The sequence below is a fragment of the Phytohabitans rumicis genome, assembly GCF_011764445.1.
GTDB classification, from domain to species: Bacteria; Actinomycetota; Actinomycetes; order Mycobacteriales; family Micromonosporaceae; genus Phytohabitans; species Phytohabitans rumicis.
Window position 1 is genome coordinate 4,654,055 of the sequence record NZ_BLPG01000001.1, and the last position, 14,593, is coordinate 4,668,647.

Annotated in this window: 12 protein-coding genes, 1 tRNA gene and 2 pseudogenes; 6 read left to right on the top strand and 9 right to left on the bottom strand. The window is 70.1% G+C overall.

The window, feature by feature from the left end:
• A complete protein-coding gene (locus tag Prum_RS20950; RefSeq protein WP_173078079.1) occupies nucleotides 1-999 on the top strand; it encodes an ABC transporter ATP-binding protein in 999 nt (332 codons plus the stop codon).
• On the top strand, nucleotides 996-2,093 hold the full coding sequence (locus Prum_RS20955) for an ABC transporter ATP-binding protein (RefSeq protein WP_173078080.1): 1,098 nt from the start codon (nucleotides 996-998) through the stop codon (nucleotides 2,091-2,093). Before Prum_RS20950 ends, Prum_RS20955 begins: the two co-directional genes overlap by 4 nt.
• On the opposite strand, the pseudogene Prum_RS20960 reads toward Prum_RS20955, so the two are convergent.
• From Prum_RS20960 to Prum_RS20980, 5 genes and pseudogenes are all read right to left on the bottom strand, one after another.
• Nucleotides 2,090-2,329 (bottom strand): annotated as a pseudogene (locus Prum_RS20960) (hypothetical protein); the annotation flags it as partial. The gene Prum_RS20955 and the pseudogene Prum_RS20960 sit on opposite strands and share 4 nt — an antisense overlap.
• A gap of 18 nt (nucleotides 2,330-2,347) precedes the next feature.
• Complete coding sequence (locus tag Prum_RS20965) at nucleotides 2,348-2,983, bottom strand: HNH endonuclease family protein (protein WP_246278006.1); 636 nt, start codon at nucleotides 2,981-2,983, stop codon at nucleotides 2,348-2,350.
• Nucleotides 2,984-4,017: 1,034 nt separating this feature from the next.
• Nucleotides 4,018-5,706: a 2-isopropylmalate synthase gene (gene leuA, locus Prum_RS20970; protein WP_173083960.1), complete on the bottom strand. Its 1,689-nt coding sequence runs from the start codon at nucleotides 5,704-5,706 to the stop codon at nucleotides 4,018-4,020.
• 192 nt (nucleotides 5,707-5,898) lie between these two features.
• Complete coding sequence (locus Prum_RS20975; RefSeq protein ID WP_173078083.1) at nucleotides 5,899-6,444, bottom strand: nitroreductase family protein; 546 nt, start codon at nucleotides 6,442-6,444, stop codon at nucleotides 5,899-5,901.
• 77 nt (nucleotides 6,445-6,521) lie between these two features.
• Nucleotides 6,522-7,385 (bottom strand): hypothetical protein, encoded by an 864-nt coding sequence (locus Prum_RS20980; protein WP_246278007.1) that lies wholly within the window; start codon nucleotides 7,383-7,385, stop codon nucleotides 6,522-6,524.
• A gap of 93 nt (nucleotides 7,386-7,478) precedes the next feature.
• Between Prum_RS20980 and Prum_RS20985 the strand changes: the two genes are divergently transcribed.
• Together Prum_RS20985 and Prum_RS20990 are read left to right on the top strand one after the other, a co-directional pair.
• Nucleotides 7,479-8,744 carry an aspartate kinase gene (locus tag Prum_RS20985; RefSeq protein ID WP_173078084.1) on the top strand — a complete coding sequence of 422 codons (1,266 nt, stop codon included), beginning with the start codon at nucleotides 7,479-7,481 and terminating at the stop codon, nucleotides 8,742-8,744.
• A gap of 5 nt (nucleotides 8,745-8,749) precedes the next feature.
• A complete protein-coding gene (locus Prum_RS20990; RefSeq protein ID WP_173078085.1) occupies nucleotides 8,750-9,811 on the top strand; it encodes an aspartate-semialdehyde dehydrogenase in 1,062 nt (353 codons plus the stop codon).
• Here the strand turns inward: Prum_RS20990 and Prum_RS20995 are convergent.
• On the bottom strand, nucleotides 9,808-11,223 hold the full coding sequence (locus tag Prum_RS20995; protein ID WP_173078086.1) for a sensor domain-containing diguanylate cyclase: 1,416 nt from the start codon (nucleotides 11,221-11,223) through the stop codon (nucleotides 9,808-9,810). The genes Prum_RS20990 and Prum_RS20995 overlap by 4 nt on opposite strands.
• A gap of 77 nt (nucleotides 11,224-11,300) precedes the next feature.
• On the bottom strand, nucleotides 11,301-11,837 hold the full coding sequence (locus Prum_RS21000; RefSeq protein ID WP_173078087.1) for a GNAT family N-acetyltransferase: 537 nt from the start codon (nucleotides 11,835-11,837) through the stop codon (nucleotides 11,301-11,303).
• 58 nt (nucleotides 11,838-11,895) lie between these two features.
• Between Prum_RS21000 and Prum_RS21005 the strand changes: the two genes are divergently transcribed.
• Nucleotides 11,896-12,741, top strand: coding sequence for a 1-aminocyclopropane-1-carboxylate deaminase/D-cysteine desulfhydrase (locus Prum_RS21005; RefSeq protein ID WP_246278008.1), 846 nt, complete (start codon nucleotides 11,896-11,898; stop codon nucleotides 12,739-12,741).
• Between the two features lie 308 nt (nucleotides 12,742-13,049).
• On the opposite strand, the gene Prum_RS21010 is transcribed toward Prum_RS21005, so the two are convergent.
• Nucleotides 13,050-13,126 (bottom strand) — tRNA-Pro (locus Prum_RS21010).
• A 55-nt stretch (nucleotides 13,127-13,181) separates the two neighbouring features.
• Nucleotides 13,182-14,074, bottom strand: a pseudogene (locus Prum_RS21015) (metallophosphoesterase).
• Between the two features lie 25 nt (nucleotides 14,075-14,099).
• On the opposite strand from Prum_RS21015, the gene Prum_RS21020 reads away from it, so the two are divergent.
• Entirely contained in the window at nucleotides 14,100-14,555 is a 456-nt protein-coding gene (locus tag Prum_RS21020; RefSeq protein ID WP_173078089.1) for a GatB/YqeY domain-containing protein, read from the top strand.
• The last annotated feature ends 38 nt before the right edge of the window (nucleotides 14,556-14,593 follow it).

The window sequence follows — 14,593 nt, forward strand, 5'->3', positions numbered from 1 at the left end:
GTGGCGCTGTTGGATGTCACAGACCTTTCCGTCACGTTCTCCCGGCGCGGCCAGCGCACCGTGCACGCGGTCGACGGCGTCTCGTTCACTGTGGACGCCGGTGAGGTGATCGGCCTGGTCGGCGAGTCCGGCTGCGGCAAGAGCGTGACGTCGCTCGCGCTCATGGGCCTGCTGCCCAAGCAGCGCGGCGTCGAGGTGGGCGGCGCTGCGGACTTCGATGGCACCGACCTGCTCAGGCTCGACGCGCGCTCGATGCGGGATGTCCGCGGCCGGGACGTCGCGATGATCTTTCAGGACCCGCTCTCCTCGCTCAATCCGGTGATCCCCATCGGCATCCAGGTGACCGAGGTCCTGGCCCGGCACCGGAACATGAGCGGCGACGCCGCCCGCAAGGAGGCCGCGGAGCTGCTCGACCGGGTCGGCATCCCGGACCCGCGGCGCCGCCTGAAGGAATACCCCCACCAGCTCTCCGGCGGCATGCGGCAGCGCGCGCTGATCGCGATGGCCGTGGCCTGCCAGCCACGGCTGCTCATCGCGGACGAGCCCACCACGGCGCTCGACGTGACCATCCAGGCCCAGATCCTCGAGCTTCTCAAGGATTTGGTACGCGATTCCGGCACCGCCCTCATCATGATCACTCACGATCTCGGGGTGGTCGCCGGCATGTGCGACACGATCAACGTGCTCTACGCCGGCCGGGTGGTCGAGACCGCCCGCCGGAGGGAGCTCTTCGCCGCGCCGCGGCACCCGTACACGGTGGGGTTGTTGCGGTCGATCCCGCGCCTCGACGTGGGCCGTGGCGAAAAGCTCACGCCGATCCGCGGCTCGGTGCGCGACGTGCTGCCGTGGCCGGACGGGTGCGCGTTCGCGCCGCGCTGCGACCGGCGGGTCGATGCCTGCGTCGGGGAGCCGCCGGCGATGGTGCCGACCCACACCGGGCACGAGTACCGCTGTGTCAACCCGGAGCCGTTGTCGGCTCCATCGGAGGTCCCCGCATGACCGAGGCTTTGGTGGAGGTCCGCGACCTCAAGGTGCACTTCCCGATCACGACGGGGGTGTTCTTCGACCGGGTCGTCGGGCACGTCAAGGCGGTCGACGGCGTCGACCTGACCGTGCCGCGCGGCCAGACGTACGGGCTGGTGGGCGAGTCGGGCTGCGGCAAGTCGACGCTGGGCCGGGCGATCCTGCAGCTCACCCCGCCGACCGGGGGCGAGGTGCGGTTCGACGGCGTCGAGCTGACCAAGCTGGCGCCGGCCAAGCTGCGGAGCATGCGGCGCCGCATGCAGATGATCTTCCAGGACCCGATGTCCAGCCTGGACCCCCGGCAGAACGTCGAGTCGATCCTGGTCGAGGGCCTGGCCGCGCACGATATCGGCGGCAGCCGGGCCGAGCGCCGGCAGATCATCGGCAAGACGCTCGACGCCGTGGGCCTGCCGCGGTGGGCGCTGTCCCGCTACCCGCACGAGTTCTCCGGTGGCCAGCGGCAGCGGATCGGCATCGCCCGGGCGCTCGTGCTGGGCCCCGAGCTGATCGTCGCGGACGAGCCGGTCTCCGCGCTCGACGTCTCCATCCAGGCCCAGGTGATCAACCTGCTCGATGAGCTTCAGGGCGAGCTCGGCCTGACGTACCTGGTGATCGCGCATGACCTGGCCGTGGTGCGGCACATCTCCGACGTCGTCGGTGTGATGTACCTCGGCGCGCTGGTCGAAGAGGCGCCGAGCGACCGGCTCTACCGGGAGCCGCTGCACCCGTACACGCGGGCCCTGATGTCCGCCGTGCCGGTGCCAGACCCCGATATCGAGGACCACCGCGAGCGCATCCTGCTCGCCGGTGACCTGCCCTCGCCGGCCAACCCGCCGGCGGGGTGCCGCTTCCACACCCGCTGCCCGTGGGCGCAGCCGACCCGGTGCGCGGAGGAGCGGCCGGTGCTGCGCGACGTGGGCGGCACGCGCGTGGCCTGTCACTGGGCCGAGCAGATCGCGTCGGGCGAGCTGCGGCCGCACGAGGTACGCGTCGAGCTGGTCCGCCCGGCGGACGAGGGTGAGGCCCCGGCGGTGGTGTCGGCGCCGAGCGAGCCCGGGGCCTACCTCTAGCCTTCTGGGCGGTTGAGCAGGCCGACCGCGATGGTGTGCACCGCGGCCAGGTCGGCCTCGCTCGCCAGGGGTGCGCGGCCGCCGGTCACGGTGTACCACTCGTCGGCGTCCTTGTACTGGACGCGCAGCGTGACCTGACCGTCGACCAGCTCGGTGCGCAGCGTCAGGTCGCCCGTGACGACGCCGACCTCGTCGGTCATGACACCGCCCGGCCCCGCCGTGATGTCGGTGGTCTGCTCGGCCATCACCGCAGTCTATGGCTTCTGGGCCGGGCAGGTGTCCAACATGTCGGTCAGCGTCGCCTTTTCCGCGGTCGTGACAGAAAGCCGCCAGTACGACTTCACGGCGATCCAGCTCTGGGCGTACGTGCACCAGTAGTCGCGGTTGGACGGTTGCCACTCGGACGGGTCCTGGTCGCCCTTGGCCCGGTTGGAGCTGGCCGAGACGGCGAGCAACTGCGGGCGGGTCAGGTCGTTGGCGAAGTCGCCCCGGCGTTCGTCGTCCCACTTGTCGGCGCCCGAACGCCAGGCGTTCGCCAGCGGGACCATGTGGTCGACGTCCAGGTCGGCCGGATCCGAGAACGTGCGCTTGTCGTACTCGCTGTACCAGCGTCCACCGACGACGTTGCAGCCGCTGAGCTTGATGCTTTCGCCGTCCCGCTGGAGCACGGTGTCCCGGACGTCGCAGTTCTTCCCGGCGTCTCGCCAGTGAGGAAACCGCGCCCGGCTGTACCCCTTCATCGAGCCGGCCTTCGCGACGGTGAGCTGGCCGAGGAGGCGTACGGTGTCATCGGCGGCGGCCGGCGCGTCGGAGGGTGCGTCGGGGTCGGCGACCGGGGTGCAGCCGACTAACGCGAGCGTGACCGCGACTGCCGCGAGGAGAAGGCGCACACCCACAAGCTTGAGGGCGGCGGCTCAAACCGCTCGGCAACGACAGGCGATTTCGGCGATTCATGGCTAAGGCCACATTTGGCGCGTGTGAGTGGGGCGCCCTCAAGGCCGGGAGGTTGGCAAGGTGCGTGTGAGTAGGCCGCCCCCAAGGCTGGGAAGTTAAGGAAAGTCGATCCATGTCAGGCGATGACGACGCCTGATCGGTCGGATCTTGGCGCCGCGCGGTGGCCGCGCCGTCGCTATCGCGCAGAGACTCGGCGACTGTGTCGACCAATTGCCCGCCCAGGGGCAACCACTCGCCACGATCACGGCGCACGTACGGGCAGCAGATCTAGACGAGAAATGGCTGAGATCGAGCCCTAACTCGTCTAGATCTACTCGTCTCGCCTCAGCCCTGACATGCGCACCGGCCCGTTCCCCCGGACCAGCCCGATCACTGCGGTGATCATGAAGTTAGCGTCCGGGCAAACGCTCTCTCCAACGCCAACCTCATGATCATCGATCACCCGACTTGTGGGCAGGGCGGCCCCGCTTGACAGCACCTAGGAACCCTTAACTACCCGGCCTTGAGGGCGCCCCTGTTGATGGTTGCGGCGTGAGTGGGGTGCGCCTGTTCAGCTCTGCGGGGGGTATGGGGGCGCCCTCCTCACGGCGAGGTGCCCAATAGGGGGCCCCTACTGGGTGGCGGACGGGAGGCGCTGGCGGGCGACCTGGTTATTCCCGCTGCGGCCCCAGGCGAGAAGCCAGCAATGTCGGGGAAGTTGCTGGTTCCCGGGCTCGGGAAGCAGCAGTTTCCGGGACATTGCGCGGATCATGCGACCCGGTCGGCGGTGATCGTGGCGTTGTCCCCGGAGCAGGCGCCTGAGGGCGCCCCTGCTGGGGTGTCCGCGCGCCGTCCGCGCGGGCCCCGTGCCCCGCCTCTCGCGCGTCGATCAAGGATTTCTGCGTCGATCAAGGGCAAACGGCCGTGGAACGGAGATCGAACCACGACCATTTGCCCTTGATCGACGGGGAAAGCCCGGCGGGGAGGGGCGTTAGCGGGCGCGGTTTACGGCGCTGGTTACGGCCTTGAGGGAGGCGGTGACGATGTTGGCGTCGAGGCCGACGCCCCACACGGTGCGTCCGTCCACTTCGCACTCCACGTACGCCGCGGCCTGGGCGTCGCCGCCCGAGGACATGGCGTGCTCGTGGTAGTCGAGCACCCGTACCTGGATGTCCAAGGTCTGCAGCGCGTTGACGTACGCATCGATCGGGCCGTTGCCGACCGCGGTCAGTGGCCGGCGGTTGCCACGGAAGCTCACCTCGGCGCCGATCTCCACCTTGCCGTCGATGGTGGCCGTCGAGTACGACCCCACTGCGAGCTTCGGCGCGCCCTGGTGGCTGGCCAGGTACTCGCCGGCGAAGATCTCCCACATCCGGCCCGGCTCGACCTCGCCGCCCTCGACGTCGGTGAATTGCTGCACGACGCCGGAGAACTCGATCTGGAGCCGCCGCGGCATGTCCAGGTGGTGCTCTTCCTTCATGATGTACGCCACGCCGCCCTTGCCGGACTGCGAGTTGACCCGGATGACCGCCTCGTAGCTGCGGCCCAGGTCCTTCGGGTCGATCGGCAGGTAGGGGACGGCCCAGTCGTGCTCGTCGATCGAGACGCCGGCGGTCTGCGCGTCGACGGCCAGCGCGTCGAAGCCCTTCTTGATCGCGTCCTGGTGCGAGCCGGAGAACGCGGTGTAGACCAGGTCGCCGGCGTACGGGTGGCGCTCGTGTACGGGCAGCTGGTTGCAGTACTCGACGGTCCGCTTGATCTCGTCGATCTGGGCGAAGTTGATCTCCGGGTCGATGCCCTGGGAGAAGAGGTTCAGGCCCAGCGTCACCAGGTCGACGTTGCCGGTGCGCTCGCCGTTGCCGAACAGGCAGCCCTCGATGCGGTCGGCGCCGGCCAGCAGGCCCAGCTCGGCGGCGGCCACGCCGGTGCCGCGGTCGTTGTGCGGGTGCAGGGACAGCACCACGCTTTCCCGCCTGGGCAGGTGGCGGTGCATCCACTCGATCGAGTCGGCGTACACGTTGGGGGTGGCCATCTCGACGGTGGCCGGCAGGTTGATGATCAGCGGGCGGTCCGGCGTCGGGTCGATCACGTCGATGACCGCACTGCAGATCTCCAGCGCGTAGTCCAGCTCGGTGCCGGTGTACGACTCCGGCGAGTACTCGTAGAAGATCTCGGTGTCCGGGGTGTGGATCTCGGCGTACTTCTGGCACAGCCGCGCGCCCTGGGTGGCGATGTCGGTGATGCCGTCGCGGTCCAGGCCGAAGACCACCCGGCGCTGCAGCGTGGACGTCGAGTTGTAGAAGTGCACGATGGCTCGCTTGGCCCCGCGCAGCGACTCGAAGGTGCGGTCGATGAGGTGCTCGCGGCACTGGGTCAGCACCTGGATGGTGACGTCGTCGGGGATCAGGTCCTGCTCGATGAGCTGGCGTACGAAGTCGAAGTCGGTCTGGCTCGCCGACGGGAAACCAACCTCGATCTCCTTGTAGCCCATCTGTACCAGCAGGTTGAACATGCGCCGCTTGCGCTCCGGCGACATCGGGTCGATCAGTGCCTGGTTGCCGTCGCGCAGGTCGACAGCGCACCAGCGGGGGGTGGCCTCGACCCGGCGGGTCGGCCACTGCCGGTCCGGCAGCTCGATGGAGAACTGCTGGTGGTAGGGCTGGTAGCGCTGGTACGGCATGCGGCTCGGTTGTTGCCGCGCGATGGGATCAGCCGTGGGTTCTGACACGGGGAACGCTCCTGGGAAGTCATGTGGGCGATGAATCCGGGCAAACGACCGGCGCGCGCGCCAAAACTCCGCGACGAGGTGCCGGTCTAGCGGGCCTCGTCGCGGCGGCGAAGAAGGAGCGCCTGCCACATGACAAACGACACTCTAGGTGATCGAGCCCCCGATTACCAGGTCGCTTGCCGGACGGCGGCTGCGCAGGGCGGTCTCCCAGGAGCGCAGATCGGGTGGGAGAGCGGCCGGGTCGCCGAGTTGGCCGACGGCCATGACGACGTGCGGGCGCAGGGTTTCCGGCAGTTCCAGGTCGGCCCGCAGGCCGGCCAGGTCGAAGTCGGCGATCTGATGAACGTGTAGGTGCAGCGCGGTCGCCTGGACCGTGAGATGCGCCACTGCCTGACCCAGGTCGTACGCCGCGTGGGGCAGCGCCGCGCTGGTGAGGTGGGCCGCCACGATCAGCGCCGAGGCTGCGCCGGCCCAGCGCTGGCAGTCGCCGGACAGGTTCTCCAAGATCCGCTTGTGTGTCTCCTCATCGCGCATGCCGATGGCGAACCGCCAGGGCTGGCTGTTGGCGAACGAGGGTGCCCAGCGGGCGGCCTCCAGTAGCGAGCCAAGATCCTCGTCGGACAGCACGGCGACCGGGTCGAAGGCGAGCGGACTCCACCGGGTCGCGAGCAAGGGGTGTAGCTCGGACATGGCGCCGAGTGTGCCGTACTGGACGCTCGGTCACCACCCCTTGAGTCACCCGGCGTGTCTGGATTCCGACAGAGCGTTCACGCGGACGGGGAAGTGCTCGGCGACGGCGTCGGCGGCGCCGCCATGCCCAGCGGCTGCTCGGCGACCACCGGACCGGGCAGCGTGATCGCGGCCGGCGGCGCCGACGGTGTGCCGGACAGCACCAGCGTGCCGAAGCTCACCTTGGCCCCGGTCAGCGTGCCGTCGGCGTCGTAGCAGTAGATGCCGGCGTCGAGCGGGGAGCCGACCGATGCGGTGGTCGAGTCCACGGAGAAGCAGGCACCCCCGACACCCGGGAGCGGCTTCGCGGTCGAGACCGACAGCGGTGCGGTGCGGTCGGTCAGGACGGCCCGCCAGTCCGTGAACAGGTGCTGCACGCGCGGATCGATGCCCGCGTCGATGCGGCCGTCCGGGTCGGCGACCCGTACGCAGGTGGGCTGGATCGGCCGGTCCGCCGAAGCCAGCGCGCACTGGAAGAGCCCGTCCCTGTTCTGGGCGACCGAGACGTCGGCCGTGCCGCCCAGGGCGGCCTGCGACGCGTCGACCCGCCAGCTCCCGTCGGCCGCGCTGGTGAGCACTACCGCGCGGTCCGGCCGGTCCGACGCGGACCAGGTGTAGAGCGCGGTGAGCTTGCGGTCCTTCGCGGCCGCCGCGAGCGCGGCCAGCTGCGCGCGCGCCTCCGGCGCCGCGGGCGTGGCGGCCGGGGCACCGGTCGCCGCCGGCGCCGGCTCGTCGCCACCACAGGCGCCGAGCGCGACCAGACCAACGAGCGTCGCCACGCCGACGATTCCGCGCGTATACACATTCACATTCTCGTGGCGGACGATGTGGTACGCGGGTGACACGCCGGCCGCGTCCGCACCGGCGGGCCGGATGGTGGGATCGCGTGTCCACGTCGTCACAGGACGCCGGTAACCTGGGGTGGTCTTCAAGCGGCGCCGCCGGCTCCAGACCGGCGGCGTTGGCACGTAGTGGGTGGAAGGAGCGGACCTGCCGTGGCACTGGTCGTGCAGAAGTACGGCGGTTCGTCGGTCGCTGACGCGGAGCGGATCAAGCGCGTCGCGGAGCGGATCGTAGCCGCGCGCAAGTCGGGTGACGACGTCGTGGTGGTGGTCTCCGCCATGGGCGACACCACCGATGAGCTGCTGGACCTGGCACACCAGGTCAGTCCCCTGCCAGCCGGGCGCGAGCTCGACATGCTGCTCACCGCCGGTGAGCGGATCTCGATGGCGCTGCTGGCGATGGCGATCCACAACCTTGGGTTCGAGGCACGGTCGTACACCGGCTCGCAGGCCGGCGTGATCACGACGTCGGTGCACGGGCGGGCGCGGATCATCGACGTCACGCCGGGGCGGTTGCGGGGCGCGCTCGACGAGGGCGCGATCGCGATCGTGGCCGGCTTCCAGGGCGTCTCGCAAGACACCAAGGACATCACGACGCTGGGGCGTGGCGGGTCCGACACTACGGCCGTGGCGCTGGCCGCGGCCCTGCACGCCGACGTGTGCGAGATCTACACGGACGTCGATGGGATCTTCACGGCCGACCCGCGGATCGTTACTAACGCACGCCATATCAAGCAGATCACGTACGAAGAGATGCTGGAACTGGCCGCCTGCGGCGCGAAAGTGCTGCACTTGCGCAGCGTGGAATACGCACGCCGGGCCGGGCTGCCGATCCACGTCCGTTCGTCTTATTCGTACAACACCGGGACGATGGTCACCGGATCGATGGAGGAGCTTTCCGTGGAGCAGGCACTGATCACCGGGGTCGCCCACGACCGAAGCGAGGCGAAGATCACGATTGTCGCCGTTCCGGACGAGCCCGGTGCGGCGGCGCGGATCTTCGAGACCGTCGCCAACGCCGAGATCAATCTCGACATGATCGTGCAGAACGTTTCGACGGAGAGCACGGGTCGTACGGACATCTCGTTCACGCTGCCCAAGGCCGACGGGCCGACCGCCATGGCGGCGCTGAGCAAGATCCAGGAGTCGGTGAAGTTCAAGGGCCTGCTGTACGACGACCACGTCGGCAAGGTGTCCCTCATCGGGGCCGGCATGCGGTCGCACCCGGGCGTGGCGGCCAAGTTCTTCGCGGCGCTCGGCGAGGCCGGCGTCAACATCGAGATGATCTCCACCTCGGAGATCCGGGTCTCCGTCGTCACCCGCGACACCGACCTGGACGCCGCCGTGCGCGCTGTGCACGAGGCGTTCGACCTGGGTGGTGCGGAAGAAGCGGTCGTCTACGCCGGAACGGGGAGGTAGACCCGATGCCGCAGCCAACCCTCGCCGTCGTCGGGGCGACCGGAGCAGTGGGCACCGTGATGTGTGAGCTGCTCTCCTCGCGCAAGAACGTCTGGGGCGAGATCCGGGTCGTGGCGTCGGCGCGTTCCGCCGGCAAGCAGGTCATGTGCCGGGGCGAGGCGCTGACCGTCCAGGAGCTGGCCCCTGAGGTGTTCGACGGCGTCGACGTGGCGATGTTCGACGTGCCCGACGAGGTCTCCGCCGAGTGGGCACCGATCGCCGTCTCGCGCGGCGCGGTCGTGGTCGACAACTCCGGCGCGTTCCGGATGGACAAGGACGTGCCGCTGGTCGTTCCGGAGATCAACCCGGAGCAGCTCCGCAACCGGCCCAAGGGGATCATCGCCAACGCCAACTGCACGACCCTCGCCATGATCGTGGCGGTCGCGCCCCTGCACCGCGAGTACGGCCTGCGCGAGCTGGTGCTGGCGTCGTACCAGGCGGTTTCGGGGGCGGGTCAGATCGGTGTGGACACGCTGCACGACCAGCTCGCCAAGATCGCGGGCGACCGCGTGCTGGGCTCCCGGCCGGGCAACGTGCGGCAGGCGGTCGGCGACGACCTCGGCCCGTTCCCGGCGCCGCTCGCGCTCAACGTGGTGCCGTGGGCCGGCTCGCTCAAGGAGGCCGGCTGGTCGTCCGAAGAGCTGAAGATGCGCAACGAGTCCCGCAAGATCCTCGGGCTGCCCGATCTCAAGGTCTCGGCCACCTGCGTACGCGTGCCGGTGGTCACCGGGCACTCGGTGGCCATCCACGCGGTCTTCGGCACGGAGGTCGACGCCGAGGGGGCGCGCGAGGCCCTCCGCAACGCGCCCGGCGTGATCCTGGTCGACGACCCGGCGGCGGGCGAGTTCCCGATGCCGATCGACGCGGTCGGCACCGACCCGACGTGGGTGGGGCGTCTGCGCCGCTCGATGGACGACCCGCGCGCGCTCGACATCTTCGTGACCGGTGACAACCTGCGCAAGGGCGCCGCCCTCAACACCGCGCAGATCGCCGAGCTGCTCGCCGAGGACTTCTCCCGCCGAAGCTAAGCGGCGCGGACTCCGTCGCGGCCCTCGCGCTTCACGTCGTACAGGGCGGCGTCGGCGCGGCGCAGGGTCAGCTCCGGGGACTCGCCCAGCCGGCGCAAGGCCACGCCGACGCTGATCGTGCGGCCGATCTCGCGGGCCGCCGCGGCGAGCCGGCCGCCGATGCCGAGCGCTTCTTCGGGGCGCTGCACGTCGACCACGGCCACGAACTCGTCGCCGCCGATCCGGTACAGCTCGTCGCCGTGCCGCAGCGCCGACTCCAGGGCCCGGGCCAGGCCGACCAGTACCCGATCGCCGGCCTGGTGGCCGTACAGGTCGTTGACGGTTTTGAACTGGTCGACGTCGATGGCCAGCAGCGCGGTGCGGCCCGGTGTGGCCGCGGCGATGCGCTCGGCGAACGAGCCGTGGTGGCGCAGGCCGGTCAGCGGGTCGGAGGTCGCGCGCTGGTGCAGCCGTTCGAGGGTCTTGAGGCGGTCGAGGCAGGTCCACGCCTGAGCGGCGAGCAACTCGACCAGGTTGACCGTCGTGGGCTCCGGCGCGATCACCGCCTCGTCCAGGACCAACAGGACGCCGCCGTCGTCGTCCGGCCCCACCGGTACGGCGATCATCGAGCGCACGCCGGCCTCGACCAGCTCTTCCAGGCCGTGCGCGTTGAGGTGGTCGGGATCTCCCAAGGTGTACGACGTGCCGTGCCGGCGGGCCCGCATCGCCAACCGGTCCAGCTCAGCCGCGCTGGCCGCGCCCAGGTGGGCCCGCAGGCGCGACTCGAAGCGGGTCTGCAAGCCCGGGGCGGTGCAGACGCGTACCCCGTCCGGCTTTTGCAGCACCAGGACGGCGGTCGCGAGGCCGGACACGTCGCGGGCCGCGTCGATCGCGGTGCAGAACAGCTCGCGGACGCTGGTCGCGGCGGTCAGCGCCCCCGCGTAGCGCAGCAGCTTTTCGCTGCGGGACTCGGCCGGCGTGCCGCCGACCTCGACCAGCCGGTCGCCCAGCAGGGTCGCGATGTGCTCGACCGGCTCGCGCCACACGTCCACGTCGACCGGGTCCGGCCACTCGACGTTCAGTACGCCCATCGGGCGGCCAGCCGCGTCGAAGATCGGCGCGCAGATCTCCGCGTCGATGTCCGGGCCGAGCGGGATGTAGTCGGGGTCGGCCGCCGCGTCGGTGACCACCTCGGTCTTGCCGGAGGTGAACGCCCGCCCGGCCACGCCCGCGTCCGGCGCGATGGACGAGTACACCTGCCACGACCCGGTCGCCGCCGTGCAGCGGAGCCGGTCGCGCACCCGCAGGAGCACGGCCAACATCGCCGGGGTGTGCTGGCCGGTAACGGATACGACGGCCTGGCAAGCCTCGTCGGCGGTCGCCGCCTGGCTCAGGCGGACCGCGACGTCGGCAACAACGCGTTCGGCGTTCACGGGTCCTTCGATGGTGGGGGACGGGGAGCGCCTAGCCTACTGACCGTATCTGGGCGGATGCTGTGAGGTGATGGACATCACGAGATCCGCCGTTTCGTGATCCGGTAGAGCACATGCCGGCGCAGTGGCCCGTCGGGCACCTCGGGGTGGTCGAAGTCGTCAGCGGGGTCGTACGTCATGCCGATCCGCCGCATCACCGCCTGCGAGCGCAGGTTGGTGGTGGTCGTCATCGCGACGACCTCCGGTAGCTCCAGCGTGTCGAAGGCGAACGCCAGCGCGGCCTGAGCCGCCTCGGTGGCGTACCCGTGACCCCAGGCCGAGCGGGCCAGCCGCCAGCCGATCTCCACCCCGGAGAACGGCAGGCCGTCGTCCGCCGGATCCAGGCCGGTGAAGCCGATGAACTCGCCCGTCTCCGCCACCTCGACCGCCCACCATCCCCAGCCGCGCTCGTCAAGGTCGGCCTGAAAACGGGCCATCGAGGCGGCGCTCTGCTCCCGGGTGAGGACCTCGGGGAAGTGCTCGCGTACCTCGGGATCAGCGTTCAGGGCGGCCCACGGATCGAGGTCCGACGCCCGCCAGTGCCGCAGCCACAGTCGCTCCGTACCTAGTGCCACCCGGCGAGGCTATTACGGTGTGGGGGTGTCGTTCGCGCCGCGTGTGCCCTCACCGGTCGTGGAACTTTCCGACGACCGGCTCGCGCCGTACGGCGTCCGCCTCTACCTGAAGCGCGACGACCTGATCCATCCGGAGATCCCGGGCAACAAGTGGCGGAAGCTGAAGTACAACCTCGCGCACGCCCAGGCAGCGGGGCACGGCACCCTCCTGACGTTCGGCGGGGCGTACTCGAACCACATCCAGGCCGTGGCCGCGGCGGGCCACTACTTCGGCTTCTCCACGATCGGCATCATCCGGGGCGAGGAGCACCTGCCCCTCAACCCGGTCCTGGCGTACGCGGCGGATCGGGGCATGCGGTTGGTTTACCTGGACCGCACCACGTACCGCGCCAAACACGATCCGGACCTGGTCGAGGGCCTTCGGCGGGAGTTCGGCGACTACTACCTCCTGCCCGAAGGCGGCAGCAACGCGCTCGCGCTCCGCGGCTGTGCCGAACTGCCGGCCGAGATTCCGTTCGCGTTCGACGCCATCTGCTGCGCGTCCGGCACCGGTGGCACCTTGGCCGGCATCGCGCTAGGGCTCGGGGAAGGGCAGCGGGCGATGGGGTTCTCCGCGTTGAAGGGCGGCGGATTCCTCGCCGACGATGTCCGGCGGCTCCAGGAAGGCTATGGCCGGGTCACCGACAACTGGTCGATCGAGGCCGGTTATCACTTCGGCGGGTTCGCCAGGCGCGACGCCGAGCTGGACGACTTCATCAGCGACTTCGCGGAACGCCACTCGATGGTCCTTGAGTGGGTGTACGTGGCCAAGATGATGTACGGGATCGTCGACCTGGTACATAGTGGACGGTTCGCGCCGGGGACGGTCGTCGTCGCCGTGGTGACCGGCGGCGCAACTTGCTGAGCGGGAACTGCTGTCTGCATTCGCGCCATATGATGCACTTGCAGTTTCGGGCTGATCCTTGCAGCGCGGTGGTACCGTTGCATCCAGCACCTCCTGCCAAGCTGATCTATCCCTTGGCGGTCCTGCCTTTATCGCCGGGGACCGGGTCACGCTGATTTGGAGATGAGGGGGCCTCCCGAATCTGGGGAGGTCCCCCTTTCAATGCCGATATGCCCTCCGGGCGGCGTCCGGGCCGACGGATCGTCGTCGTGCACCGCTGTACCGACGGCAAAGGGGCCATCTTCATCAATAGAAGATGGCCCCTGACCTGGTCGGGGTGGCCGGATTTGAACCGACGACCTCTTCGTCCCGAACGAAGCGCGCTACCAAGCTGCGCCACACCCCGAGGCATGCCCGCGTAATAGTAGCCCACGGGCACCGGCGGACAAATTCGGTATCGGCTACCGCGGGACGAGGGTCAGGACCGACGCCTCTGGTGGGCAGGCGAACCGGACCGGCGCGGTCGGGTGGGTGCCGATGCCGGCCGAGACGTGGAGCCAGGCGTCCGAGCCGGGCCAGCGGAAAAGGCCCCGCGCCATGGTGCGGGGAAGGTCGCAGTTGGTCACCAGGGCGCCGGCGAAGGGCACGCGTACCTGGCCGCCGTGGGTGTGGCCGGCGAGTAGCAGGTCGAAGCCGTCGGCGGCCATGGCGTCCAGGATGAACGGCTCCGGGGAGTGGGTCAGCCCCAGGCGCAGGTCGACGTCGGCGGAGGCGCCGCCGGCCACGAGGGCGTAGTCGTCGCGTTCGACGTGCGGGTCGTCGACGCCGACGAGTTCGACCAGCCGGCCGCCCGCCTTGACGGTCGTACGCGCGTTGTTCAGGTCGACCCAGCCGGCGCCCGCCAGGACCTCGCGCAGCTCCTCAGCGGGCAGCTCAACGCCCTGGCGGTACTCCCGATCCGGGAAGAAGTAGCTGAACGGGTTTTTCCACACCGGCCCGCGGTAGTCGTTCGAGCCGAAGACGAAGGCACCCGGGTAGTCCAGTAGCGGCTGCAGCGCCCGTATGGCGCCGGGTACGGCATCCGGGTGGGCGAGGTTGTCGCCGGTCACGATGACCAGGTCGGGGTCGGTCGCCGCGAGGGAGGCGACCCAGTCCTGCTTGCGCCGCTGGCCGGGGTCATGTGCATGTCGGACAGGTGCAGGATGCGCATGGGCTCCGCGTCGAGCGCGAGCACCGGTACGTCGTACCGCCGGAGGGTGAACATGTTGCGCTCGATGAGCGAGGCGTACGCCAGCGTGGCGGCGCCGGCGGCTGCCGTGCCGGCGGCGATCCCGAATACAGTGCGCTTCCGCATGGCGCCAAGGGTAGTTTGACCCTCCATGAGCACGCTCAAGGACACCCTCACCGCTGACATGCGCGCCGCTTTGAAGGCGCGTGACGAGCTCACCACGTCCACGCTGCGGATGGCGCTGGCCGCGATCGGCACCGCCGAGGTGGCGGGCCAGGTCAAGCGGGAGTTGTCTGACGAGGAGGTGCTCGCGGTCCTCGTCAAGGAGGCGAAGAAGCGCCGCGAGGCGGCCACCGCGTTCGCGGACGCGGGCCGGGCCGAGCAGGCCGCGAAGGAGACGGCCGAGAGTGACGTGCTGTCCCGCTACCTGCCCAAGCAGCTCGACGACGCGGAGCTGGCCGAGCTGGTCGCGCAGGCCCTGTCCACGGCCGGCGTCACCGGCAAGGCGCAGATGGGCCCCGCGATGAAGGCCGCCCAGACCGCCGTGGCCGGCCGCGCCGAGGGCGCCCGCGTCGCCGCCGAGGTCCGCCGCCAGCTCGCCGTCTGAGCGGACGGGAAGGGCGAGCTAGTCGGGGGTGGCGGGAG